The sequence below is a fragment of the Lentzea roselyniae genome, from assembly GCF_039537795.1.
Classification (GTDB): Bacteria; Actinomycetota; Actinomycetes; order Mycobacteriales; family Pseudonocardiaceae; genus Lentzea; species Lentzea atacamensis.
This window is the reverse complement of sequence record NZ_BAABBE010000030.1, coordinates 17945-40116: the sequence shown is the minus strand read 5'-3', so window position 1 is coordinate 40116 and position 22172 is coordinate 17945. Positions and strand designations below refer to the sequence as shown.

Below are 22172 nucleotides of genomic sequence, written 5' to 3'. Positions count from 1 at the left end.
ACCGTTGGTAAGGCTACGAAACGGTGGCCAGGTCCGGGGACGACACGTCGTACGTCGTGCCCGGACGTGAGAGCAGCACCATCAGCACCGCCGCCTTGCGCGGGGTGTCGTCGGAGCTGCCCCACTTCACCACGCGGTTGCCGGACAGCGTCAGCTTCACGTCGGCACCGGACGTGGCCGACACCTGCAGGACGTCGGGCCGCAGCTTCTCCGGCAGTTCGTTCAGGACCCCGACCACGGCGCGAGTGGCCGGGTCCGTGGACGACGGGGTGGCCACGACCAGTTCGGGGACGCCCGGCGCCGCCGTCGGCAGGACCGCGTAGTCCATGCCGGTGGAGTCGACGAGGTGGAAGCCGTCGGGCAGCTTCACCGAGCCGACGGGCACGCGTTCGGTGATCAGCAGCCGGACCGTGCCCGGCAGCTGGCGTTCCACCTCGATGGTGGCGATGCGCGGTACGGCGGCGACGCGTTCGCGGATGCCGCGAAGGTCCAGCCGCACCAACGGAGAGCCGGGTTCGATGGCGGCGGCGCGGCGGACCTCGTCGTCGGTCAGCACCACCGCGCCGTGGACGTCCACGTTGCGGACGCCCAGCAACGGCGTGAAGAACACCCCGTAAGTCAAACCCACTATGGAAAGCAACGTCAGCAACGCGACCAGGCGGCGGCGCAGGATCACCCTGCGCCGCGCCCGGTACTCAGCGCTCTTCGGTCTCCGGTTCGCGGGGCGAACTCGCGTGGACCTGCCACGAACCGGGGCGCTCATGCCTGCTCTTGCTGCGACAGCGCGCTGACGATCTCGGGGCCGAGCATCGTCACGTCACCCGCGCCCATGGTCACCACCAGGTCGCCCTCGTGGACCAGCGACGCCACCAGGGCGGGCACGCGGTCGAACGACGGCTCGTAGTGCACGGAAGCCGTCACCTGCTCCGCGATCAGCCCGCCGGTCACACCGGGCTCCGGCTCCTCGCGGGCGCCGTACACGTCCAGCACGACCACTTCGTCCGCCAGCGACAGCGCAGCGGCGAACTCCGTGGCGAACGTGCGCGTACGCGAGTACAGGTGCGGCTGGAACACCACGACAACCCTGCCGGTACCCGCGACCGGACGCGCCGCACGCAGCTGGGCGTCGACCTCGGTCGGGTGGTGCGCGTAGTCGTCGTAGACGGACACGCCACCGGCACGGCCCTTGAACTCGAACCGCCGCCGCACACCACCGAAGGCCGCGAGACCCTCCAGCAACCCGGTCTGGTCGGCACCGAGCTCCAGACCGGCCAGCAGCGCCGCAACGGCGTTCAACGCCATGTGCTCACCCGGCACCGCGACGCGGACCTCGAGGGCCACTCCGTCGATCTCGACCGACGCCAGGCCACCGGACTCGAACGGCTTGTAGTCGACGATCCGCGCGTCGGAAGCGGCGCGGCCGTACTCCCGCACCCGAATCCCGCGAGCGCGAGCCTCGGCGATCAGCCGCGCCGCACCTGGATCGTCCACACAGGACACCAGAACACCACCCGGCGCGATCCGGTCCAGGAACGAGTCGAACACCGCCGTGTACGCCTCGACGGTGCCGTGGTGATCGAGGTGGTCGGCCTCGACGTTCGTCACGACGGCGACCGACGGCGAGAAGAACAGGAACGAGCCGTCGGACTCGTCCGCCTCGGCGACGAACACGCCACCGGTGCCCTGATGCGCGTTGGCACCGGACTCGTTGAGGTCGCCACCGATCGCGAACGACGGGTCCAACCGGCAGTGCTGCAGCGCGACGGTCAGCATCGACGTGGTCGACGTCTTGCCGTGCGTGCCGGCGACACACACGACCCGGTGGTCTTCCATGAGAGCGGCCAGCGCCTCGGCGCGGCGCAGCACCGTGATGCCGCGCTCGCGAGCCGCGGCGTACTCCGGGTTCGAGTCCTTGATCGCGGTCGACACCACGACCTCGGTCGGGCCACCGACGAGCTGGTCGAGGTTGGCCGAGTCGTGTCCCACCGCGACCCGCGCGCCCTGGGCACGCAGCGCCAGCACGGTCCGCGAGTCCTTGGCGTCCGAACCGGACACCTGCGCACCGCGCGCGAGCAGGATGCGGGCGATGCCGCTCATTCCGGCACCACCGATGCCGACGAGGTGAACGCGTTCGAGGCTCACTTCTTGATCACCTCCAGCACGGCGCGGGCCAGGATCTCGTCCGCCTCGCGACGGCCGGTGCCGAGCGTCGCCGCGGACATGGCGGCGAGGCGCGCGCGGTCCGCGACCAGCGGCACCACCAGCGAGACGACCTTCTCCGGCGTCAGCTCCTCGTCCGGCACCAGGATGCCGCCACCGGCCGAGACGACCGGACCGGCGTTCAACGCCTGCTCGCCGTTGCCGTGAGGCAGCGGCACGAACACCGCGGGCAGGCCGACGGCCGACACCTCGGCGACGGTCATCGCACCCGAGCGGCACAGCACGGCGTCCGCGGCGGCGTACGCGAGGTCCATGCGCTCCAGGTACGGCACCGGCACGTACGCGGGTGCGCCCGGAACCTGCTGCACCGCAATGGTGTTCTTCGGGCCGTGCGCGTGCAGCACGCCGATGCCCGCACGGGCGAACTCGGCCGCAACGGGGGCCACGGCCTCGTTGATCGAGCGCGCACCCTGCGAACCACCGAACACCAGCAGCGTCGGCGCGTCCGGGTCCAGGCCGAAGAAGCGGCGGGCCTCGTCGCGCAGTGCCGCGCGGTTCAGCGTCGTGATCGACTGGCGCAGCGGGATGCCGATGATCTGGGCGTCGGTCAGGCCCGAGTCCGGCACAGCCGCCGCGACGTGCGCGGCGAACTTGGCGCCGACCTTGTTCGCGAGGCCGGCCTTGGCGTTCGCCTCGTGCACCACGATCGGCACGCGGCCACGCGCGGCCAGGTACGCGGGCAGTGCCACGTAGCCGCCGAAGCCGACGACGACGTCCGCGCCGACGCGCTCCAGCACCTCACGGGTCTGCTTCACGGCGCCGCGCACGTTGAGCGGCAGCTTCAGCAGATCGAGCGTGGGCTTGCGCGGCATCGGCACCGGCGGGATCAGCTCCAGCGGGTAGCCGCGGGCCGGCACGATCTTGTTCTCCAGGCCGCGCTCGGTGCCGAGCGCGACGACACGTGCGTCCGGCCGCAGCCGCATGACCGCGTCGGCCAGCGCCAGTGCCGGCTCGATGTGTCCCGCGGTGCCACCACCTGCGACCACGATGCACGGACCACTGGGGGCAGGGTGCCCGGTCAAGACTTGCCTCCGGATATTGGTTTTGGCTGAACAATCAGTTGTATCGCCCGCGACCGCGGGTCGACCGGCCTTGCTCCGTCCGGCCCTGGGTGCGCCGCGACTCGCGGCGACGGTACTCCGAGGGAGGAGCGGACCGTCCAGCCATACGACGTTCGTCGATGACCGGGAGTTGCGCCGTGCGCCTGCCCGGCGCGCGCGGAGGCGTCGACGGGCGGACCGGCTTGCGCTTGGGCGGCGGCCGGTACGCCTCGGGCGCCGGCAGCTTGAGCAGGCCGCCGACACGGCCAGGACCGAGCGAACGCAGCGCCGCCACGGCCTCGGGCTCGTGCCGGGCGCAGTTCGCGAGGATGCCGAACACGATCATGGTCATCACGACCGAGGTGCCGCCGGAGGAGATCATCGGCAGCGTGATGCCGGTGACGGGCAGCAGCCGCACGACGTAGCCGATGTTGATCGCGGCCTGCGCGACCAGCCACACCGTCAGCGTCGCGGACACGATCCGGATCCACGGGTCGGTGTTGCGCCACGCCACCCGCAGGCCGACCCACGCGACCCCGCCGAACAGCGCCAGCACCAGCGCGCACCCGATGAACCCGAGCTCCTCGCCGATGACGGCGAAGATGAAGTCCGACTCGACGTTGGGCAGGTACCGCCACTGCGAGCTGCCCTGCGCGAGCCCCTTGCCGAACCAGCCGCCCTCCGCGAGCGCGAACATCGCCTGCCGCGCCTGCAGACCCGCTCCCTCCGGATCGGCGTCCGGGTTGAGGAACGTCGACACGCGCTGCAACCGGTACGCGGCGCCGATCGCGAGCACGACGGCACCGGCCACCGCGCCACCGGCGATCACGCCGAACAACCGCATCGGCGCGCCGACGAACCACAGCAGGCTGATCAGCACCACGCCGAGCGTGATCGTGCCGCCGAGGTCGGGCTGCAGCATGACCAGCGCGAAGATCAGCATCGCGACCGGCACGACGGGCACCAGCAGGTGCCGGTACTGCGACAGCAACGCCCGCTTGGTGACCAGGACGTGCGCGCCCCACAACGCCAGCGCGAGCTTCACGGCCTCGATGGGCTGGAACGAGATCGGCCCGACGGTGAACCAGGACCGGGCGCCACCGCGGACGTCGCCCAGCGGCGTCAGCACCAGCGCCAGCAGCAGCACGCCGATGCCCATCGCCGCCGTCGACAGATGCCGCAGGCGCCGCAACGGGAACCGCAGCACGAGCCAGAACAGCACTGCGCCGATGCAGACGTAGATCAGCTGCTTCTGGAACACGCTGTACGCCGACACACCCGAGGCGACCTGTCCCGGCGCCGACGCCGACAGCACCATCACCAGACCCAGCACGGTGAGCATGCCGAAGATCGCGAGCAACAGGTGGAAGTCGGCGAGCGGGCGGCCGAGCCACGCGGTCAGACCTCCGCGCATCGACGCGATGCGGCCCGCGGGACGAACCTTCCGCTTGCTCCTCGGCTTGTCGGCGACGACGGTCACCAGATCATCGTCTCCTGTGTCAAGCGCTCGAACGGGGATTCGTGTGGCGTGTCGCGCATGGTGTCGTGATCGTCGGCCTTTGCCCCGTATTTCGACGGTCAGACGGGTGCATCGTGGTGCCCTGCTGAGCGCCGGAAGACGCGGTGAAGTCCGGCGGTCACGACACCACCACCCTACCGGCCACGGCCTTCACCCCGACGTCAACCGCCGGACCGCGTCCGTGAACGCCTGCCCGCGGTGCGCGTAGTCGGTGAACATGTCCATCGACGCGGCCGCGGGAGCCAGCAGCACCGTGTCGCCAGGCCGCGCGAACTCCTGCGCGGCACGGACGACCGCCGTCATCGGCTCGTCGTCGTCAGCGACGTCGAGCACGCGCATCGGCACGTCCGGCGCGTACCGCGCCAGGGCGTCCGCGATCACCGCGCGGTCGGCGCCGATCAGCACGGCGCCCCGCAGCCGGTGGGCTTCTGTCCGCACCATCTCCTCGACCGACGCGCCCTTGAGCAGGCCGCCCGCGATCCAGACGACGCTCTCGAACGCCCGCAGCGACGCCACGGCGGCGTGCGGGTTCGTCGCCTTCGAGTCGTTGACATAGTGGATGTCGGCGGCGTCCACCGCGACGAGCACAGCGCGGTGAGCGGCCGGTTCGAACGCTTCCAGGCCCTCGCGCACGGCCTCCGACGGAACGCCGTACGCGCGCGCCAGTGCCGTGGCGGCGAGAGCGTCCGCGATGCCGGGAGGACCGGCCGGGCGGATCTTCGCGACCTCGATCAACGCCTCGTCGTCGGCGAACGCGCGGTCGACCAGCCAGCCGCCGCGCACCCCGAGCTGGCCCGCCTCGGGCTCGTCCAGGGTGAAACCGACCTGGTCACGGGCGGGCGAGGACTCCAGCAGGTCGACGACGAGGTCGTCGTCGAGCCAGCCGATCGCGACGTCACCGGTGAGGACCCTGGCCTTGGCCTGCGCGTACGGCTCCATGCCGCCGTGCCAGTCGAGGTGGTCCTCCGCGAGGTTGAGCAGCGCGCCCGCCTGCGGCCGCACCGACGGCGACCAGTGCAGCTGGAAGCTCGACAGCTCCACGGCCAGCACCCGGCGTCCGGCCAGCAGCGCGTCCACGACCGGCAGCCCGACGTTGCCGCACGCCACAGCGTCCGCGCCGGCCGCGTGCAGGATCGACTCCAGCATGCCGACCGTCGTGGTCTTGCCGTTGGTGCCCGTCACCGCGAGCCACACCGGCGGGTCGGCCAGCTCGGCGGCCATCCGCCAGGCCAGCTCGACCTCGCCGATCACCTCGATGCCCGCCGCCGCGGCGGCCGCGAGCAGCGGGCTCGACGGCTGCCAGCCGGGCGACGTGACGACCAGCGAGGTCCCCGCTGGCGGCTCCGTCAGGCCGGGCACCAGCTCGACGCCGTCCAGCAGCGTCTCCAGCGCCATCAGCCGTTCCGGCGACGAGTCCGTCACCACGACCTCCGCCCCCGCGGCGAGCAACGCCTCGGCGGCGGACCGGCCGGTCACTCCAGCACCGGCGACCAGCACCTTCGTTCCGGCCAGCTTGGTCATGTCCTAGAACCCGCCTGTCAGCCACTCGCTGTAGAACACGCCCAGACCGAACATGCAGCAGATACCCGCCATCAGCCAGAACCGGATGATGACCGTGGTTTCCGCCCAGCCGGCCAGCTCGAAGTGGTGGTGGAACGGGGCCATGCGGAACAGCCGCCGTCGTGAGGTGCGGAAGACCGCGACCTGCAGCGCCACCGACAGGGCCTCGACCACGAACAGACCACCGATGACGATCATCAGCAGCTCGGTGCGGGTCGCGATCGCGAGACCCGCGACCAGGCCGCCGAGCGCGAGCGAACCCGTGTCACCCATGAAGATCTTGGCAGGGGCGGCGTTCCACCAGAGGAAGCCGATGCAGCCCGCCATCGCGGCCGCGGCGATCACCGCGAGGTCCAGCGGGTCGCGCACGTCGTAGCAGCCGGCCACCGCGTAGCTCGAGCAGTTGTAGCGGAACTGCCAGAACGAGATCACGACGTACGTGCCGAGCACCATCGCCGACGAGCCACCGGCGAGACCGTCCAGGCCGTCGGTCAGGTTCACCGCGTTCGACCACGCGGCGACCATGCCGTAGCAGAAGACGATGAACCCGATCGTGCCGAACGAGACCACGGTGATGTCGCGGACGAACGACAGGTTGACCGACGCGGGCGTCAGGCCGTCCTTGTTCGGGAACTGCAGCACGAGGATCGCGAACGTGATCGTGGCGATGAACTGGCCGACCAGCTTGGCCGTCTTGTTCAGGCCGAGGTTGCGCGCCTTGCGGATCTTGATGAAGTCGTCGAGGAAGCCGACGAGCCCCAGCGACGTCGTCAGCATCAGCACGAGCAGGCCCGACGCGGTCGGGGTCTGCCCGGACGCCGAGGCCGACATCGAGTTCACGAGGTGCGTGCCGAGGTAGCCGGCCCACATCGCGACCAGGATGGCGAGACCACCCATGGTCGGCGTGCCGCGCTTGGTCTTGTGGTGCTGCGGACCGTCCTCGCGGATCTCCTGGCCGAAGCCCTGGCGAGAGAAGATCTTGATCAGGTAGGGCGTCAGCAGGATCGACACTGCCAGTGCGATCGCTGCCGCGATCAGGATGCTCTTCACTTGGTTCCTGCCTCCAGCAGGGCCTCGGCGATGCGCCACAGGCGGTAGGCGTTGGATGCCTTGACCAGCACGACGTCACCGGGCCGGATTTCCGCGCGCAGCAACGCGATCGCCGCGTCCGCGTCCGGCACCAGGACGGATTCCTCTCCCCAAGATCCTTCCAGGTGCGCACCCTGGTGCATCGCGCGGGCCGCGTCACCGATGACGACGAGCTTGCTGATGTCCAGGCGCACCACGAGGCGGCCGATTTCGTCGTGCTCACGCACCGCGCCGTCGCCCAGTTCGGCCATCGGTCCGAGCACTGCCCAGCTGCGGCGGGCGGGCGTGGTGGCGCGCGAGATCGTCGCGAGCGCCTTCAACGCCGCCCGCACGGAGTCCGGGTTCGCGTTGTACGCGTCGTCGATGACCGTCACGCCGTCGGGCCGGTCGGTGATCACCATGCGGTGCGCGGACACCCGTTCCGCGGCACCGAGCCGTTCGGCGACCTCGGCCGGCGTTGCGCCCAGCTCCAGGGCGATCGCGGCGGCGACCAGCGCGTTGCCCACCTGGTGGGGGCCGTTCAGCGCGAGCTTGACCTGCGCGTCGCCCTGGGCGGTCTTGAGCGTGAAGCTCGCGCGGGCCTGCTCGTCGAGTTCGATGTTCTCGGCGCGGACGTCCGCCTTCTGGTTCTCACCGACCAGGACGACCTTGGCCTTCGTGCGGCTCGCCATGCCCGCGACCAGCGGGTCGTCGGCGTTGAGGATCGCGACGCCGTCCTCAGGCAGTGCCTCGATCAGCTCGCCCTTGCCCTGCGCGATGCCCTCGCGGGAGCCGAACTCGCCGAGGTGGGCGGTGCCGACGTTGAGCACGGCGCCGAACTTCGGCGGGGCGATCTCGCAGAGGTTCGCGATGTGGCCGATGCCCCTGGCGGACAGCTCCAGCACGAGGAACCGGGTGTCCTCGGTCGAACGGAGCGCGGTCCACGGGTGGCCCAGCTCGTTGTTGAACGACTCCGGCGGAGCGATGACCTCGCCGGCCGGCCGCAGCACCTGCGCGATGAGGTCCTTCGTGGACGTCTTCCCGGCCGAGCCGGTGACGCCGATGATGGTGAGGTCCTTGAGCTGGTCGGTGACGTGGCGGGCCAGCTTGGCCAGCGCCTCGAGCACCGCTGCGCCCTCACCGTTCTTGTCGCCGGCGAGAACGTAGGCGTTGGCGTGCTTGGCCTCCACCGGCGGCGCGATCACCGCCGGGGCGTCGACCTCGCGTCCGGCCAGCACACCGGCAGCGCCCCGGGAGATGGCCTGGGCGGCGAAGTCGTGGCCGTCCACGCGTTCACCGGGCAGCGCCAGGAAGAGGCCGCCCTCGGTGACCTTGCGGGTGTCGAACTCGATGGAACCCGTGACTGTCGGGGAGCCATCGGTTGCGTGCAACCGTCCGCCGACGATCTCCGCGATCTCGGCGAGCGTGAGTGCGATCAACGGTGAGCCTTTCTGATCGCGGCGGTCAGCGTCTCCACGTCCGAGAACGGGTGGATCACACCGGCGATCTCCTGTCCCGTCTCGTGTCCCTTGCCCGCCACGACGACGACATCGCCCGGATGTGCCAGCTCGACGGCCTTCTCGATCGCGAGCTTCCGGTCGCCGATCTCCAGCACCTCGCCCCGGTTCTCGGTGGCGAGGGCCCCTTCGAGCATGGCGGCCCGAATAGAAGACGCGTCTTCGCTCCTCGGGTTGTCATCGGTGATGATCAACACGTCGGCTCGTGCCGCGGCGGCCTCACCCATCAGCGGGCGCTTGGCCCTGTCCCGGTCGCCACCGCAGCCGAGCACGATGATCACCCGGCCGTCGGTCTTGGCGCGCACGGCGTCGAGCGCGAGCGCGACGGCGGCGGGCTTGTGCGAGTAGTCGACGACGGCGGTGAACGCCTGGCCCTCGTCGACGCGCTGCATGCGGCCGGGCACCTGGACGTTCGCCAGGCCTGCCGCGATGGCGTCGTCCGAGATGCCCTCCGCGTGCAGGCAGGCGATCGCGAGCAGGGCGTTCGCGATGTTGAAGCTCCCCGCGAGCGGCAGGTGGATCCCGATGTCGCCGTCGGGGCCCTGCGCGGTGAACGTCTGCTCACCGGTCGGGCTCACCTCGACGTTGCTCGCGGTCCAGGTGGCGGGCTTGGTCGTGGCGACGGTGATCGTGGAGTCCTTGACCAGCCTGGGGCCCCACTCGCCGTCGACGCAGACGACCTCCCTGCGCGCGCGGCCGTCGAACAGCTGCGCCTTGACCTGGAAGTACTCCTCCATGTCGGCGTGGAAGTCGAGGTGGTCCTGGCTGAGGTTCGTGAAGGCGCCGATCTCGAACTCGGTGGCGGCGACGCGGCCCATGTGCAGGGCGTGGCTCGACACCTCCATGGCGACGTCGGTGACGCCGCGCTCGGCCATCACCGCGAACAGCGCCTGCAGGTCCGGCGCCTCCGGCGTGGTGTGCGAGCTGCCGAGCTGCTCGTCGCCGATGCGGGTGCCGACCGTCCCGATGAGACCGGTCTGCCGGCCGGCGGCCTTGAGCACGGACTCGATCATGTACGTGGTGGTGGTCTTGCCGGACGTGCCGGTGACGCCCCACAGCCGCACCTTCGTCGACGGCCGGCCGTAGACGTGCGCGGCGAGCAGACCCACGACCTCGCGGGGCCGCGGGTGGATCAGCACGGGCACGTCCTTGAGGGCCTCACGCGCGGCACCGGCCTCGTCCGTGAGCACCGCGACGGCACCGTTCGCGAGAGCGGTCTCGGCGAAGTCGGCGCCGTGCACGCGGGCACCGGGCAGCGCGGCGTACAGGTCTCCGGGGACCACGTGCTGTGCACGCAGCGTCACCCCCGTCACCTGGACGTCGGCATGCGCTGGCCTGGTCAGGTGCACGTCGGCGACCGCGGCGAGAGCAGCCACGGAAGCAGGTCGGATGCTGGTGGGGCGGGGCGGGGCGGTCGCGACCTTGCCCTCGAGCTTGGCAGGCACGGGCAAGAGGCTACCGGCGTACACAGAGTGGCCGAGCGGCGCGTTGGCGTTCGGGTGATGATCAGCAGTGATAGGCCGTTCGAGTGGGCTTGTCCGTTGCGCTTCAGGAGTGAGCCCGGCCGGCCGAACAAATTCCTGCCCGGTTTGTGACTTTGGCCCCTGTGACCAGCAATGCGGGCGCGGTGAGGTAGGAGACGGCAGGAGGCGGCGATGAGAACAACCACCACGGTGCAGCCCAGGAGATTCTCTTTCTGGGCACCGGATTTCAGTCGTTCCGTGACAGTCGGGGTCGACACTTCCGAGACCGCGTATCACGCTTTCGAGTGGGCAGCACGCCACGCCTGGTCGCTCAGGACGGACCTCCAGGTCTACCTCGCGGACCCTGGCGACATGACGGTCCAGCGGGTGCTGGAACGTCTCCCCATGCTCACCGCCCACTTCCGCCCGAGCGGTGACGACCCGGTGGCCGCACTGGTGGGGGCGTCGGACTCGAGCGCGACCTTGGTCTTGGGGTGCAAGGGCGAACAGCACCGCAGCCTGGGTCTGGGTTCCCTCGTCCTCCCGGTGTTGCGCCGCGCGCGGTGCGGAGTCGTAGTGGTGCGCGGACGACCCCCGGCGATCCGTGGCGAGTACGGCTGGATCACCGCCGCCGTCGGCGGGTGCGAGGACCCGGTCGTGCTGCGACGCGCGGTCGAGCTCTGCCGCACCCGCCGAGCGTCTTTGCGCCTGCTCCACGTCCACCCACCGGCCCAGCACGGCGTGCCGGTGCCGCGCGACGAGGCCGCGGTCCGCCGCGCCGTCCTGTTCCTGCGCACCACGGCGCCCGAGCTGACGCCCGACGTCCTCGTCGAGTCGCGGCACCCGCACGAGGCGCTGGCCGCCCTGGACTCGGACCTGGTCGTGGTCGGGCGGGGCGGGCAGCACGACGGGGTCGGGCTGATCACGCGGGCGGCGCTGTACCACTCGTCCTGTCCGGTGCTGGTGGCCCGGCCCGAGCCCCTTCACGACGATCGGGTGGTGCCGTAACCGAAGGCTCGTTCGGCTGGGGCATCACCGGCCGGCACCCACGCTGGGACTAGCACGCCTTGCGCAGGACCGAACCACTCGTGCCGCGCAGCGGGACCGAGCGGACCGCGGAGCCCTTTTCGTTGGTGTGCGGCGAGGAGAGACGGACGTTGACGGCGGTGCTGCCCGTCTTGTTCGCGTTGACGAGCACGGTGCCGCACGTGAAGTCGCGCTGGTACACGTTGGCCGCCACCGGGAAGTACGTGCCGAGCGGAGTGCCTGGGTCCCAGTCGTACTCGGCGCGCCACGGGGAGGCGTTGTCGTAGCGGTCGGTCTGCGAGATCTCGGAGATGGCCGCGTGGTCGCCCGCCGCCAGCAGGTAGCTCGCGTAGGCGTAGCGGAACGGCTGCTCGGCGCCGCTGTGGTGCGGCTGCACCCAGGTGATCTTGCCCTTGGCCTCGTTCGCGGCGATCTCGGCGACCTGGCGGCTCCAGCCCTCGGGGTACTCGGAGAGCAGGTCGTCGTCGCCGAAGGTCAGCCACCACTCGTCGAAGCCGCCGTCGAGGTGCTCGACGTAGCTGTCCCACGCGCCTTCCTGGAGGCGGGCGCTGGACATGTTGGCGACCGTTTTGAGGTCGGCGTCGACGAACTTCTGGCGCGTGTTGGCGAGCATCGAGCGGTAGGCGTCGCGCATCGCCTCGCCGGTCGGGTACGCGGCCGGGCAGGTGCCCTCGTGGTAGGTGTCGCAGGCGAAGAGCGCGTTGTCCATGAACACGCCGTCGAAGGCCCCCCGCGACGACGCGATCACGTTGTCCACCCAGGCGTTCTGGTAGTCGGTGTTGCCGACGTCCATCTGCCAATGGCCCTCGTAGCCGTCGTACTCGAAGCGCTGACCGCTCGGATCGACGAGAAACCACGAGGGATCGGCCGCGCAGTAGCCGACGCCGGCGGGGAGATCGGTGTCGTCGGCGCCGTTCGAGCACGCGTAGCTGCGCGTCGAGGAGCGGTCCTTGTAGACGAAGGTCTGGATCTTGGGATTGGCCGCCTTGAACTTCGCGGCGAGATCGGCCTCCCAGGCGTTCAGCACGACGTACGAACGTCGTGGCGCCTCGGTTCTGATCATTTCGTCGTTCGTCGGCGTGCTGTTCACTTGCAGCCAGTACGACTTCGCTGTCCGGCCTTCTTCACCGGCCTGAGCTGCGGGTACCAATGCCACCGCCAGGGCCGCCACCAAGATCGAAACACGCCAGAAACGCACGCCAAACCCCATCTCGCCTTGCACTCCGGTTTCGGAGCATTAGACGTGATGAAATGCGTCTCATTAGCAACAAATGCAGGGAAATTTTCACCGCGAAACAATGAAGTGCGTCATTGGCACGCGTGGCCGCGTCTCAGATCACTTGTAAAAGAAGCAAGCGTCACCAAGAATGCGCGGCCCGCTCGAACGAGCTACATCTGCAGCCGGACGAACGGCGTCTGCTCGGCCGACATCGGCACCTGGAAGCGCTGGGTCAGATACGCGGCGATGTCGTGGAACAGCGGCGCGGCCGAGCCGCTGAACTGGGTGCCGTGCGGCTTGTCCAGCATGATGCCGACGACGTAGCGCGGGTTGTCGGCGGGCAGGATGCCGGCGAAGGTGATCCAGTAGTCGACCTGCGAGTAGCACTTGCAGACCGGGTCGATCTGCTGGGCCGTGCCGGTCTTGCCCGCGATCTGGTAGCCGGGCAGCGCGGCTTGCTTGCCCGTCCCGTTCTGGTTCGCGTCGCGCGGGTCGGTCTGCGCGACGTGGCGGAACATGTCGCGGACGGTCTTGGCGGTCTCCGGAGAAACGACGCGAACGCCTTCTGGGCGCTGCTTCTCGGAGCGCGCGCCCTCTTCACCGATCTCGGCGCGGATCAGGCGCGGCGGGATGCGGACGCCGTCGTTGGCGATGGCCTGGTACATGCCGGTCATCTGCAGCAGCGTCATCGACAGACCCTGGCCGATCGGCAGGTTGCCGAAGGTCGAGCCGGACCACTGGTTCAGCGGCGGCACGACACCGGACTCCTCGGCGGGGACGCCGGAGTTGGTGCGGCGGCCGAGGCCGAACTTCTGCAGCATCTCGGCGTAGCGCTCCTTGCCGACCTCCTGGGCGGCGAGGAGCGTGCCGACGTTGGAGGACTTGGCGAAGACGCCGGTGAACGACATGGGCACGGTGCCGTGCGTCCACGCGTCCTTGATCGTGCGGTCGGCGACCTTCAGCGAGCCCGGCACCTGCAGCACGTCGTCCGGCTTGAAGAGGCCGTACTCGACGGCCGCGGCAGCCGTGACGATCTTGTTCACCGAACCCGGTTCGAACGACGAGGCGACCGCGGCGTTGCGGAGCTGGTCCGGGTCGGCCTTGCCGAAGTCCGTCGGGTCGTAGGTCTTGTCGTTGGCCATGGCGATGATCTCGCCGGTGCGGCTGTCGAGGACCACCGCGGAACCGTTGCGGGCGCCCGACTTCTTCGTGTAGTCGGTGACCATCTTCTGCACGGCGTACTGCGTGTCGATGTCGATGGTCAGCTCGAGGCTCTTGCCGGGCAGCGGCTTCACGAGCTCGCGCTCGGTGTTCGGGATGACGAGGGTGTCGTCGCCGGACATCGTGTCGACCACGCGGCGGCCCATGCGGCCGGCCAGCACGTTGTCCTGCGCGCTCTCCAGGCCGAGGATGCCCTGCGTGGTCGGCGGCTTCTCCTCCTGGCGCCAGTTCGCGGCGCCGATGATGTTCGACGCCACCTCGCCGTTGGGGTAGATGCGCTTCGAGCGGTACTCGGAGCCGATCTCCGTCGGGTACTTCGCGACGATCTGCGCCGCCTTGGCCGGCTCCGCCTCGCTGACCAGGACCTCGTAGCTGATGTCCTTCACGAGCTGCTGGTAGACGGTTTCCTCGTCGGTCTTCTCCCCGTTGACCTCGGGACCGAGGGTCGACGAGACGAACTTCGCGACCTCACGCATGTGGTCGTCGTACGAGACCGGGTACTTCTCGGGGTCCTTCGCGCGCGCCTCGTCCCACGTCTTGCGGGCACGCTGCGGAAGGATGTAGAGCGCGCGCACCTCGACCGAGAACGCGAGCTGGTTGCCGTTGCGGTCGAGGATCGAGCCGCGCTCGGCGGGGATGTCGAGGCGCGTCGTGCGCTGCTTCTGCGCCTGCTGCGCCAGCTCCGCGGCCTGGATGCCCTGCACCTGCACGAGCTTCACGCCAGCGACCAGCAGCGCGCCGATCAGCAGGATGCGGCCGACCGCGATGCGCAGCCTGCTGTTGCCGCCCAGCCGCGCCGCCGGGCGAGGGCCGCGCACCGACAACGGGCGACGCGGCCCCCTCTGCTGCGGACCCGGCATCAGCCACCCGCCGGAGGAGTCTGGTTGCCGGCGGCCGGTGGCTGCTGACCCGCGGGTGGCTCGGCGGACGGCGGCGGCGCGGGCGTCGACTTGGTCGGCGCGCTCGGCTTGCCGAACTCCTCGATCGAGCCGTCCGGGTTCAGCCGCAGCCGCGCCGGGTTCGACGGCTCGACGAGGCCCATCTCGGCGGCCCGGCGCGCGAGGTCCGTCGGCGACTCGAGCAGCGCCACCTCACGGCGCAACTGCTCCATCCGCAACGTCAGCTTCTCCGCCTCCGCCTTCGCCTCCTGGAGGCGGTAGGTGTCGGCGGCGGCCTGGGTCGAGAAGTACATGATCCCGGCGACGCCCGCGCCCAGCACGAGCATCACCAGCACGACGAACGGCGCCTTCGACACCTGCTTCTGCTGCGGCGCGGCGGCACCGCCCCGCAGGTTCTGGGCGCGCTGGGCCCGGCGGGCGTAGGCACGTTCGGCACCGGCGGTCCGCCGCCGCGCCCTGTCGTGCTCCTCCGCCGTCTTCTGCGTCTTCTTGGAGGGGTTGCGGGGCGACGGCCCGCCGACCCTCGCGGGTGCCGTCATCTCGGTTCTCCGATCCGTTCCGCCGCCCGCAGCCGCACCGGCGCCGCGCGCGGGTTGTCCTCGATCTCCTGCTCGGTCGCGAGCTCCGCGCCCTTCGTGAGCAGCTTGATCTCCGGCCCGTGGCCGGGCAGCTCGACGGGCAGGCCCGGCGGCGTCTTGGACTTCGCCAGCTCCGCGAACGCCTGCTTCACCATCCGGTCCTCGAGGGACTGGTACGACTCGACGACGATCCGCCCGCCCATGCCCAGCACACCCAGGGCGGCCGGGAGCGCGAGCCGCAACGACTCCAGCTCGCCGTTGACCTCGATCCGCAGCGCCTGGAACGTGCGCTTCGCCGGATGCCCGCCCGTGCGCCGGGAAGCCGCCGGCACCACCGCGTAGAGCAGCTCGACGAGCCGTCCGGAGTTGGTGAACGGTTCCTTCTCGCGTTCCCTGAGCACCGCGGAGGCGATCTTGCCCGCGAACCGCTCCTCGCCGTAGGTGGAGAGGATCCGCGCGAGGTCGCCGTGCGAGTACGTGTTGAGCACGTCCGCCGCCGTCATCCCGGTGCCCTTGGACATCCGCATGTCGAGCGGGGCGTCCTTCGAGTAGGCGAACCCGCGCTCCTCCTCGTCCAGCTGCAACGAGGACACGCCGAGGTCCATCAGCACACCGTCCACACGCGAGTAACCGAGGTCGTGCACGGCCTCGGCGATGTGGTCGTAGGTGACGTTGACCAGATGAACGCGGTCACCGTGGCGGGCGAGCCGCTTTCCGGCCATCTCGATGGCCTGCGGGTCGCGGTCGAGCCCGATGAGCGTGAGTTCGGGGTGCGCGCTCAACAGCGCGTCGGAGTGACCGCCCATGCCGAGCGTCGTGTCGACGACGACGGCGGGCTTGCCGGAGAGCGCTGGAGCGAAGAGTTCCAGGACGCGGTCCAGCAGCACCGGAACGTGCCGCGGCTGATCCATCGTCCCTCTACTCCCCTGATGCGCGTTCGGGTGACGTCAGGTCCCCGCCCGCCCGTCGAACCTGGCGCCGGGGAAGGTGCGCCAGGGCCGATAGTCGAGCGGACCGAGGCCTCACGGCACCCGAATCGCGGTGGAACATCCGGCCTGTTGCTCGGCTGACCGCCATCAGAAGACGCCCGGTATGACCTCCTCGCGAGCCTCGGCGTAGCCGTCCTCGTGCTCCTCGAGGTAGGTCTGCCAGGCCTGCGCGTCCCAGATCTCCATCCTGGTGAACGCGCCGACGACCACGCACTCCTTGGTCAACCCGGCATACCGGCGCAGTTCCGGTGCGATCAGAACGCGGCCCTGACCGTCCGGACGCTGCTCGTCCGTACCCGCGAACAGATAACGCTGATAGGCGCGTACGGCGTCGTTGGTGAACGGCGCCTCGGCGACCTTCCTCGCCATCTGCTCGAACTCAGCCCGGGGAAACACGTACAGGCAGTGGTCCTGGCCCTTGGTGACCATGAGACCTCCCGCCAGTTCGTCCCGGAACTTCGCAGGCAGTGTCAGCCGACCCTTGTCGTCCAGGCGCGGGTAGTGAGTGCCGAGGAACACGGCATCCACCTCCCTTGCCGGGCGACGGACCGGCAGCGGGGCCCCCGTCTGCCCCACCGGCCGCCACAGTACCCCACTTTTCACCACAGTCAACGCTGAAACAGGTGTTTACACACCAACTCGTGACCCGTTTTTGCAGGTAGATCGAGTGGGCAGGCGTGGGGGGACGGTGGGGGAGCTGGTCAGGCTCCACCTTCGCGGGTGAGGGTTCAGCGCCGATTTGCCACTCGAACGGCCTAGAAATTTCGGCCAAAACGTGGGGTTGGCACGCGATGGTGGGGGAAGGTGGAAACTGGTGGAGCGAACCCGATGTAGCCCGCAGGTGTAGGGCACTTAGCCGTGGTTTGACACACTGCGTGAAACGCTCACACGTCCGTGTTCCGGACACGGCTGCTGGAGGTTTAGTGACACCGGGAAGCCCAAGCGCGAACAGTCACGCGCCGGTCGATCAGATCCTGGGAGAGTTGCACGGCGCCGTCCAGCGGATCGCCGCCAACGTCGAACGGGTACTCGTCGGCAAACCCGACGTGGTCCGTCTCGCCCTGGTGACGCTGCTCGCCGAGGGGCACCTGCTCGTGGAGGACGTGCCAGGCGTCGGCAAGACCTCGCTGGCGAAAGCGCTTGCCCGTTCGATCGACTGCACCGTGAGCCGCGTGCAGTTCACGCCGGACCTGTTGCCCAGCGACATCACCGGCTCGTCCATCTACAACCGGCAGGAGAACGACTTCGAGTTCCGGCCGGGACCCATCTTCGCGAACATCGTCGTCGGCGACGAGATCAACCGCGCCTCCCCCAAGACGCAGTCGGCGCTCCTGGAGTGCATGGAGGAGCACCAGGTCACGGTCGACGCGAACACGTACCCGCTGGGTTCGCCGTTCATGGTGATCGCGACGCAGAACCCGATCGAGATGGAGGGCACCTACGCCCTGCCCGAAGCGCAGCGCGACAGGTTCACCACGCGACTGTCGATCGGCTACCCGGACCCGGCGGCCGAGCTCGCGATGGTCGACGAGCACGCGGGCCACAACCCGCTCGACGACCTGCGTCCGGTCTCGGACGCGGCCCAGGTGCTGCGGCTGATCGAGGCCGTGCGCCGGGTGCACCTCTCCCCGGAGGTGCGCCGGTACGCCGTCGAGCTGGTGTCGGCCACGCGCCGTCTGCCGGAGCTGCGGCTGGGCGCGTCGCCGCGGTCCACGTTGCACCTCGTGCGCGCCGCACGGGCACAAGCCGCGCTGGCCGGCCGTGACTTCGTGGTGCCGGACGACATCCACGCGATCGCGATCCCGGTGCTCGCGCACCGGCTCGTGATGACCGCGGAGGCGCAGGCCGCCCGCCGGTCGCCCGCCGAGCTGATCAGGGCGCTGTTGCAACGGGTTCCGGTGCCGACGGCCGCTCTCGATCCGAATGCCGCCTTCGTCCGCAGCATGAGCAACAACAACGCAGGGACGCCACGCTAACGATGCGAACAGCACTCTCCGGTCTGACCACGCGCGGACGATGCTTGCTGGCCGCGGGGTTCGCCGCCGGAGTGTGCGCCGCGGTGCTGAACGAACGCGACCTGCTGAGGGTCGCCGCCTTCGTGATCGCGCTGCCCCTGCTGGCCGCGTGGCTCGCGACGAGGGCCAGGGTCGGGCTGCACGCCGCCCGGTTCCTCGCGCCGAGCCGCGTGCCGGTCGGGGCGGCGTCGGAGGTGAAGCTCGACCTGCGCAGCACCGGCCGGTTGCCGACGGGCGGGCTGATGCTGGAGGACACCGTGCCGTACGCGCTGGGCGCGCGGCCGCGGTTCCTGGTGGAGCGGTTGCCGCGCAACACGCCCACGACGTTGCGCTACCCGCTCAAGCCGGTCATGCGCGGCATCCAGCAGGTCGGCCCGCTGATGGCGCGGATCACCGACCCGTTCGGCCTCGCGGAGTTCGACCGCGAGCTGGCCGGGCGGTCGCGCCTGGTGGTGGTGCCGCGGGTCGTGCGGCTGTCTGGTCTGCCCGGCGGGTCCGGCATGGGCGCGGGCGATGACGGCTCGGTGCGGCTGCGGGCCGGTCAGGGCGAGGACGACGCGGTGGTGCGCCCGTACCGCCACGGCGACGACCTGCGGAAGGTCCACTGGAGGTCCACGGCCCGCCGCGACGAGCTGATGGTGCGCGTCGAGGAACGCCCGTGGCGCGGCGGCACGACCGTGCTGCTCGACCACCGGGTGCACGCTCACCGCGGCAGCGGGCCGACGGCGTCGCTCGAGTGGGCGATCTCGTTCGTGGCGTCGATCTGCCTGCACCTGCACCACTTCGGGCACCAGGTGCGCCTGGTCTCCGAGGACGGGCGGGTGCTCGCGGGCGGGTCGTCCGACGGCGGGCACAGCGACCACGTGGTGCTGGACTCGCTGGCGGCGCTGCAGGGCTCGCACCGGCGTGAGCTGAGCGCCGGCATCGACCCCGGCGCGGGCCAGGAGGTCATCGCGGTGCTGGGCGGTGTGTCACCGGCATCGGTGGAAGAGCTGATCAGGTACCGGCCGCGCGGCATGCGCAGCCTGGCCGTGCTGCTGGACGTGAACGCGTGGGCCGGCGGCTCGGACCCCACCGCGCCCGATCCGGAGGACGCGCGGCGGTTGCTGGGCAGCGCGGGCTGGGGCGTGGCGATCGCCCGGCCGTCGGCGTCGATGCAGCAGGTGTGGCAGGAGTTGTGCGCCTCGGCCAGCCACCGGGGGCCGTCCATGCGCTCGGAGGTGGGCTGAGATGGGGTCCCGTTCCGCTCCCGCGAAGGCCACGGAGCCCGAGTGGTTCACCTCGGCCACGCCGTGGATCGCCGCGCTGGCCGTGCTGTGCGCGTCGACGGCGCTGTCCGGTGTGATCGAGGGCGACCTGTGGCTGGTGCGCATCGGCGTGGTGATCGTCGCGATCACCGTGACCGGCGCGTTCCTGCGAGCGACCAGGCTTACCCCGCCGCTGGTCGCGATCGCCCAGGTCTTCGTGCTGCTGTGCCTGCTCACGGCCTTGCACACGAGGTCGGGCATCTTCCTGTTCATCCCCGGCCCCGACGCGCTGGGCGAGCTGGGCGACGTGCTCGCGGAGTCCGTCGCGCAGGTGCAGACCGGGGTGCCGCCGGTGCACGCGACGCCGGCGATCCAGGCGCTCGTGGTGCTGGCGATCGGCCTGGTCGCGGTGCTGGTCGACACGCTGGCCGTCGCGGCCGCGGCGCCGGCGGCGTCCGGGCTGGTGCTGCTGTGCGTGTTCGCGGTGCCCGCGTCGCTGGCCGACGAGATGCTGCCGTTCTGGACGTTCATCCTGGGCGCCGCGGCGTTCGCGATGCTGCTCGCGGTCGACGGCCAGCACCGGCACGAGGCGTGGCGGGGCAGGCTCGGGTCCGGTTCGGCGAGCGGATCGGGTGGTTCGGCGACCACGGTGGCGAGCATCGCGATGGTGATCGCGTTGATCGTCGGCGCGGGCTTCACGATCGTCGGCACGGTCGGCCGGCTGCCGATGAGCGGCAGCGGAGGCGGCGGCAAGGGCGGCATCGGGCTGAGCGAGATGACGTCGTTGCGCGGCATGCTCAACCGCGGCAAGACCGCCGAGGTGTTCTACGTGCGCGGCCTGCCGGAGCAGACCTACCTGCGCGCGACCACGCTGGCGAAGTACGTGCCGGACAAGGGCTGGGAGCGCGGCACCGACCCCGGCGGCCAGCCCGCGCGCGGCGAGCTGCCGCCCCAGGCGGGTGACCGCGGCGAGGGCAAGACGACGCGGATCGACATCGAGCCGCGCGACTGGCGGAGCTTCTGGCTGCCGACCTACGGCGCGGTCCGCCGCATCGACACCCCGGACGACGACTACCGCTTCGACGTGAAGAAGGGCGTGATCTTCAGTCAGCGGGAGCGGGAGCCGGAACCGTACGTGATCGACACGGTGCTCTCGACCCCCACGAAGCAGGCGCTGCGCCTGACACCGGACTCGAAGAACGTGGTCGACGCCGAGTACTACAAGTTCGAGGGCGTCGAACAGCCGGTGATCGACCTCGCGAACAAGGTCGTCGAGGGCGCCACCAACAACTTCGACAAGGCCGCCGCGCTGTCAGCGTTCTTCAACAGCCCGACCAGCGGTTTCAAGTACGACCTCAAGACCCAGGGCGACGTCACGAGGGACGCGCTGACCGACTTCGTGACCCGCAGCAAGGTCGGCTACTGCGAGCAGTACGCCTCCGCGATGGCCGTGATGGCCCGCGTGGTGGGCCTGCCGTCCCGGGTCGCGATCGGCTTCACCGCCGGTGTCGCGTCCGCGGACAACTCTCACCGCGTGATCAGCACGGACGACGCGCACGCGTGGGTCGAGATCTTCTTCCCGAACCACGGCTGGATGACCTTCGACCCGACCCCGGTCAACGACGGCCGCGGCGTCGTGCCGCCGTACCTGCGGGAGACCTCGCCGGGAGCCGACGAGCAGCCGACCGCCGAGACGAAGACCGAGACCGCGGCACCGTCCGCCAGCGGGTCGGCCCAGCCGTCCGCCCCGGCCGACGGCGAGGACGACGCCGGCAACCCGTCCCTGGCCGCGCCGGAGGACACCTCGAAGGACTGGATCCCGTACGCGCTGGTCGCCGCCATCGTGCTCGCGGTGGTCGTCCAGCTGCTGCGCATGTTCAAGGTCGGGAGCAACGTGACGCCGGGAGAGCAGCGTCCCGACTCCTCCGGCCCGCGCGAGGCACCAGGACCGAAACGCACCGGACCGATGGCCGTGCTGCGGAGGGTGGTTGGCCCGCTCTCGATGGTGCTGTGGGCGGTTGTGCTGCTGCTGGCGGTGGCGTGGCTGTCGTACATCCTCATGACGGTCGTACTGCTGCTGCTCGCCGCGACCACCCCTGCGGCGATCCGTGCGCTGCGCCGGCGCAACCGGTTGCACGAGGTCGCCCGGCTCGGTCCGGGTGCGGCCACCGCTGCCTGGAGCGAGCTAATGGCGGAGTCGATCGACCGTGGCGCCCCCGTGCCGTCGGCCGAGACAATCCGCACGGCCGCCCGGCGGCTGGCGCGCGAGCACAACCTCGACGACGCGGGCAAGGACGGCCTGCGCCTGGTGATCGGCGCGATCGAACGCTCCTGGTACAGCGCGAACCCGGCGGCCGACCCCGCACTGCCCGGCGCGCTGGCCGCGGTGCGACAGTCGTTGCGACAGAACGCTCCGCTGTCGTGGCGGGCGCGGCTGTTCCCGAAGTCGGTGCTCAAGCCGTCGCCCGCACCGGTGGCGGAGACGCCGGAGCGGGAAGCCGTCCCGGTCTAGGCACCACGAGCAAAAGGCCCGCTCCCTCTCGGGGGCGGGCCTTTTGCTCGTGGCTCTT

General features: G+C 70.4%; 17 protein-coding genes. 4 read left to right on the top strand and 13 right to left on the bottom strand.

Annotation, left to right across the window (positions count from 1 at the left end):
• Positions 1–13 precede the first annotated feature (13 nt).
• From ABFX45_RS36860 to ABFX45_RS36825, 8 genes are all read right to left on the bottom strand, one after another.
• Entirely contained in the window at positions 14–763 is a 750-nt protein-coding gene (locus ABFX45_RS36860) for a cell division protein FtsQ/DivIB (RefSeq protein ID WP_109633634.1), read from the bottom strand.
• Positions 760–2142, bottom strand: a complete 1383-nt coding sequence (gene murC / locus ABFX45_RS36855) for a UDP-N-acetylmuramate--L-alanine ligase (RefSeq protein WP_267900052.1) — start codon at positions 2140–2142, stop codon at positions 760–762. Before murC ends, ABFX45_RS36860 begins: the two co-directional genes overlap by 4 nt.
• Positions 2139–3209 carry an undecaprenyldiphospho-muramoylpentapeptide beta-N-acetylglucosaminyltransferase gene (murG, locus tag ABFX45_RS36850; RefSeq protein WP_211337246.1) on the bottom strand — a complete coding sequence of 357 codons (1071 nt, stop codon included), beginning with the start codon at positions 3207–3209 and terminating at the stop codon, positions 2139–2141. The genes murC and murG overlap by 4 nt, the downstream gene beginning before the upstream one ends.
• A 67-nt stretch (positions 3210–3276) precedes the next feature.
• Positions 3277–4674 (bottom strand): putative lipid II flippase FtsW, encoded by a 1398-nt coding sequence (gene ftsW / locus ABFX45_RS36845; RefSeq protein ID WP_109635119.1) that lies wholly within the window; start codon positions 4672–4674, stop codon positions 3277–3279.
• A gap of 255 nt (positions 4675–4929) precedes the next feature.
• Positions 4930–6300, bottom strand: coding sequence for a UDP-N-acetylmuramoyl-L-alanine--D-glutamate ligase (murD, locus tag ABFX45_RS36840; protein ID WP_346135186.1), 1371 nt, complete (start codon positions 6298–6300; stop codon positions 4930–4932).
• 3 nt (positions 6301–6303) lie between these two features.
• On the bottom strand, positions 6304–7389 hold the full coding sequence (gene mraY / locus ABFX45_RS36835) for a phospho-N-acetylmuramoyl-pentapeptide-transferase (RefSeq protein ID WP_109633638.1): 1086 nt from the start codon (positions 7387–7389) through the stop codon (positions 6304–6306).
• A complete protein-coding gene (locus tag ABFX45_RS36830) occupies positions 7386–8846 on the bottom strand; it encodes a UDP-N-acetylmuramoyl-tripeptide--D-alanyl-D-alanine ligase (protein ID WP_346135184.1) in 1461 nt (486 codons plus the stop codon). The genes mraY and ABFX45_RS36830 overlap by 4 nt, the downstream gene beginning before the upstream one ends.
• Positions 8843–10369, bottom strand: coding sequence for a UDP-N-acetylmuramoyl-L-alanyl-D-glutamate--2,6-diaminopimelate ligase (locus tag ABFX45_RS36825; RefSeq protein WP_109635121.1), 1527 nt, complete (start codon positions 10367–10369; stop codon positions 8843–8845). Before ABFX45_RS36825 ends, ABFX45_RS36830 begins: the two co-directional genes overlap by 4 nt.
• 276 nt (positions 10370–10645) lie before the next feature.
• Here ABFX45_RS36825 and ABFX45_RS36820 point away from each other — a divergent pair, with 276 nt between their 5' ends.
• A complete protein-coding gene (locus tag ABFX45_RS36820) occupies positions 10646–11395 on the top strand; it encodes a universal stress protein (RefSeq protein ID WP_346135181.1) in 750 nt (249 codons plus the stop codon).
• A gap of 49 nt (positions 11396–11444) precedes the next feature.
• Here ABFX45_RS36820 and ABFX45_RS36815 read toward each other — a convergent pair whose 3' ends face one another.
• The 5 genes from ABFX45_RS36815 to mraZ all read right to left on the bottom strand — a co-directional run bounded on the left by ABFX45_RS36815 (position 11445) and on the right by mraZ (position 16859).
• Entirely contained in the window at positions 11445–12497 is a 1053-nt protein-coding gene (locus ABFX45_RS36815) for a putative glycoside hydrolase (RefSeq protein ID WP_346135179.1), read from the bottom strand.
• A 326-nt stretch (positions 12498–12823) separates the two neighbouring features.
• The gene (locus tag ABFX45_RS36810; RefSeq protein ID WP_233439293.1) at positions 12824–14692 is read right to left on the bottom strand and encodes a peptidoglycan D,D-transpeptidase FtsI family protein; all 1869 of its coding nucleotides are present in this window, start codon (positions 14690–14692) and stop codon (positions 12824–12826) included.
• Between the two features lie 41 nt (positions 14693–14733).
• Positions 14734–15312, bottom strand: coding sequence for a cell division protein FtsL (gene ftsL, locus ABFX45_RS36805; RefSeq protein WP_109633649.1), 579 nt, complete (start codon positions 15310–15312; stop codon positions 14734–14736).
• Positions 15309–16262, bottom strand: a complete 954-nt coding sequence (gene rsmH / locus ABFX45_RS36800; RefSeq protein WP_109633651.1) for a 16S rRNA (cytosine(1402)-N(4))-methyltransferase RsmH — start codon at positions 16260–16262, stop codon at positions 15309–15311. The genes ftsL and rsmH overlap by 4 nt, the downstream gene beginning before the upstream one ends.
• 165 nt (positions 16263–16427) lie before the next feature.
• Entirely contained in the window at positions 16428–16859 is a 432-nt protein-coding gene (mraZ, locus tag ABFX45_RS36795; protein ID WP_109633654.1) for a division/cell wall cluster transcriptional repressor MraZ, read from the bottom strand.
• Between the two features lie 272 nt (positions 16860–17131).
• Between mraZ and ABFX45_RS36790 the strand changes: the two genes are divergently transcribed.
• From ABFX45_RS36790 to ABFX45_RS36780, 3 genes are read left to right on the top strand one after another with little or no spacing between them, the layout of a single operon-like run.
• Entirely contained in the window at positions 17132–18316 is a 1185-nt protein-coding gene (locus ABFX45_RS36790; protein WP_407656871.1) for an AAA family ATPase, read from the top strand.
• A gap of 2 nt (positions 18317–18318) precedes the next feature.
• A complete protein-coding gene (locus ABFX45_RS36785; protein WP_112229722.1) occupies positions 18319–19584 on the top strand; it encodes a DUF58 domain-containing protein in 1266 nt (421 codons plus the stop codon).
• A 1-nt stretch (position 19585) separates the two neighbouring features.
• Complete coding sequence (locus ABFX45_RS36780; protein ID WP_109633659.1) at positions 19586–22114, top strand: transglutaminase TgpA family protein; 2529 nt, start codon at positions 19586–19588, stop codon at positions 22112–22114.
• Positions 22115–22172 lie beyond the last annotated feature (58 nt).

Coding starts and splice junctions, on each gene's coding strand:
- ABFX45_RS36790 (WP_407656871.1), top strand. CDS start 17,132: ATGGTGGGGGAAGGTGGAAACTGGTGGAGCGAACCCGATGTAGCCCGC.
- ftsW (WP_109635119.1), bottom strand. CDS start 4,674: ATGCGCGGAGGTCTGACCGCGTGGCTCGGCCGCCCGCTCGCCGACTTC.
- rsmH (WP_109633651.1), bottom strand. CDS start 16,262: ATGGATCAGCCGCGGCACGTTCCGGTGCTGCTGGACCGCGTCCTGGAA.
- ftsL (WP_109633649.1), bottom strand. CDS start 15,312: ATGACGGCACCCGCGAGGGTCGGCGGGCCGTCGCCCCGCAACCCCTCC.
- ABFX45_RS36780 (WP_109633659.1), top strand. CDS start 19,586: ATGGGGTCCCGTTCCGCTCCCGCGAAGGCCACGGAGCCCGAGTGGTTC.
- ABFX45_RS36860 (WP_109633634.1), bottom strand. CDS start 763: ATGAGCGCCCCGGTTCGTGGCAGGTCCACGCGAGTTCGCCCCGCGAAC.
- ABFX45_RS36815 (WP_346135179.1), bottom strand. CDS start 12,497: ATGATCAGAACCGAGGCGCCACGACGTTCGTACGTCGTGCTGAACGCC.
- murD (WP_346135186.1), bottom strand. CDS start 6,300: ATGACCAAGCTGGCCGGAACGAAGGTGCTGGTCGCCGGTGCTGGAGTG.
- ABFX45_RS36785 (WP_112229722.1), top strand. CDS start 18,319: ATGCGAACAGCACTCTCCGGTCTGACCACGCGCGGACGATGCTTGCTG.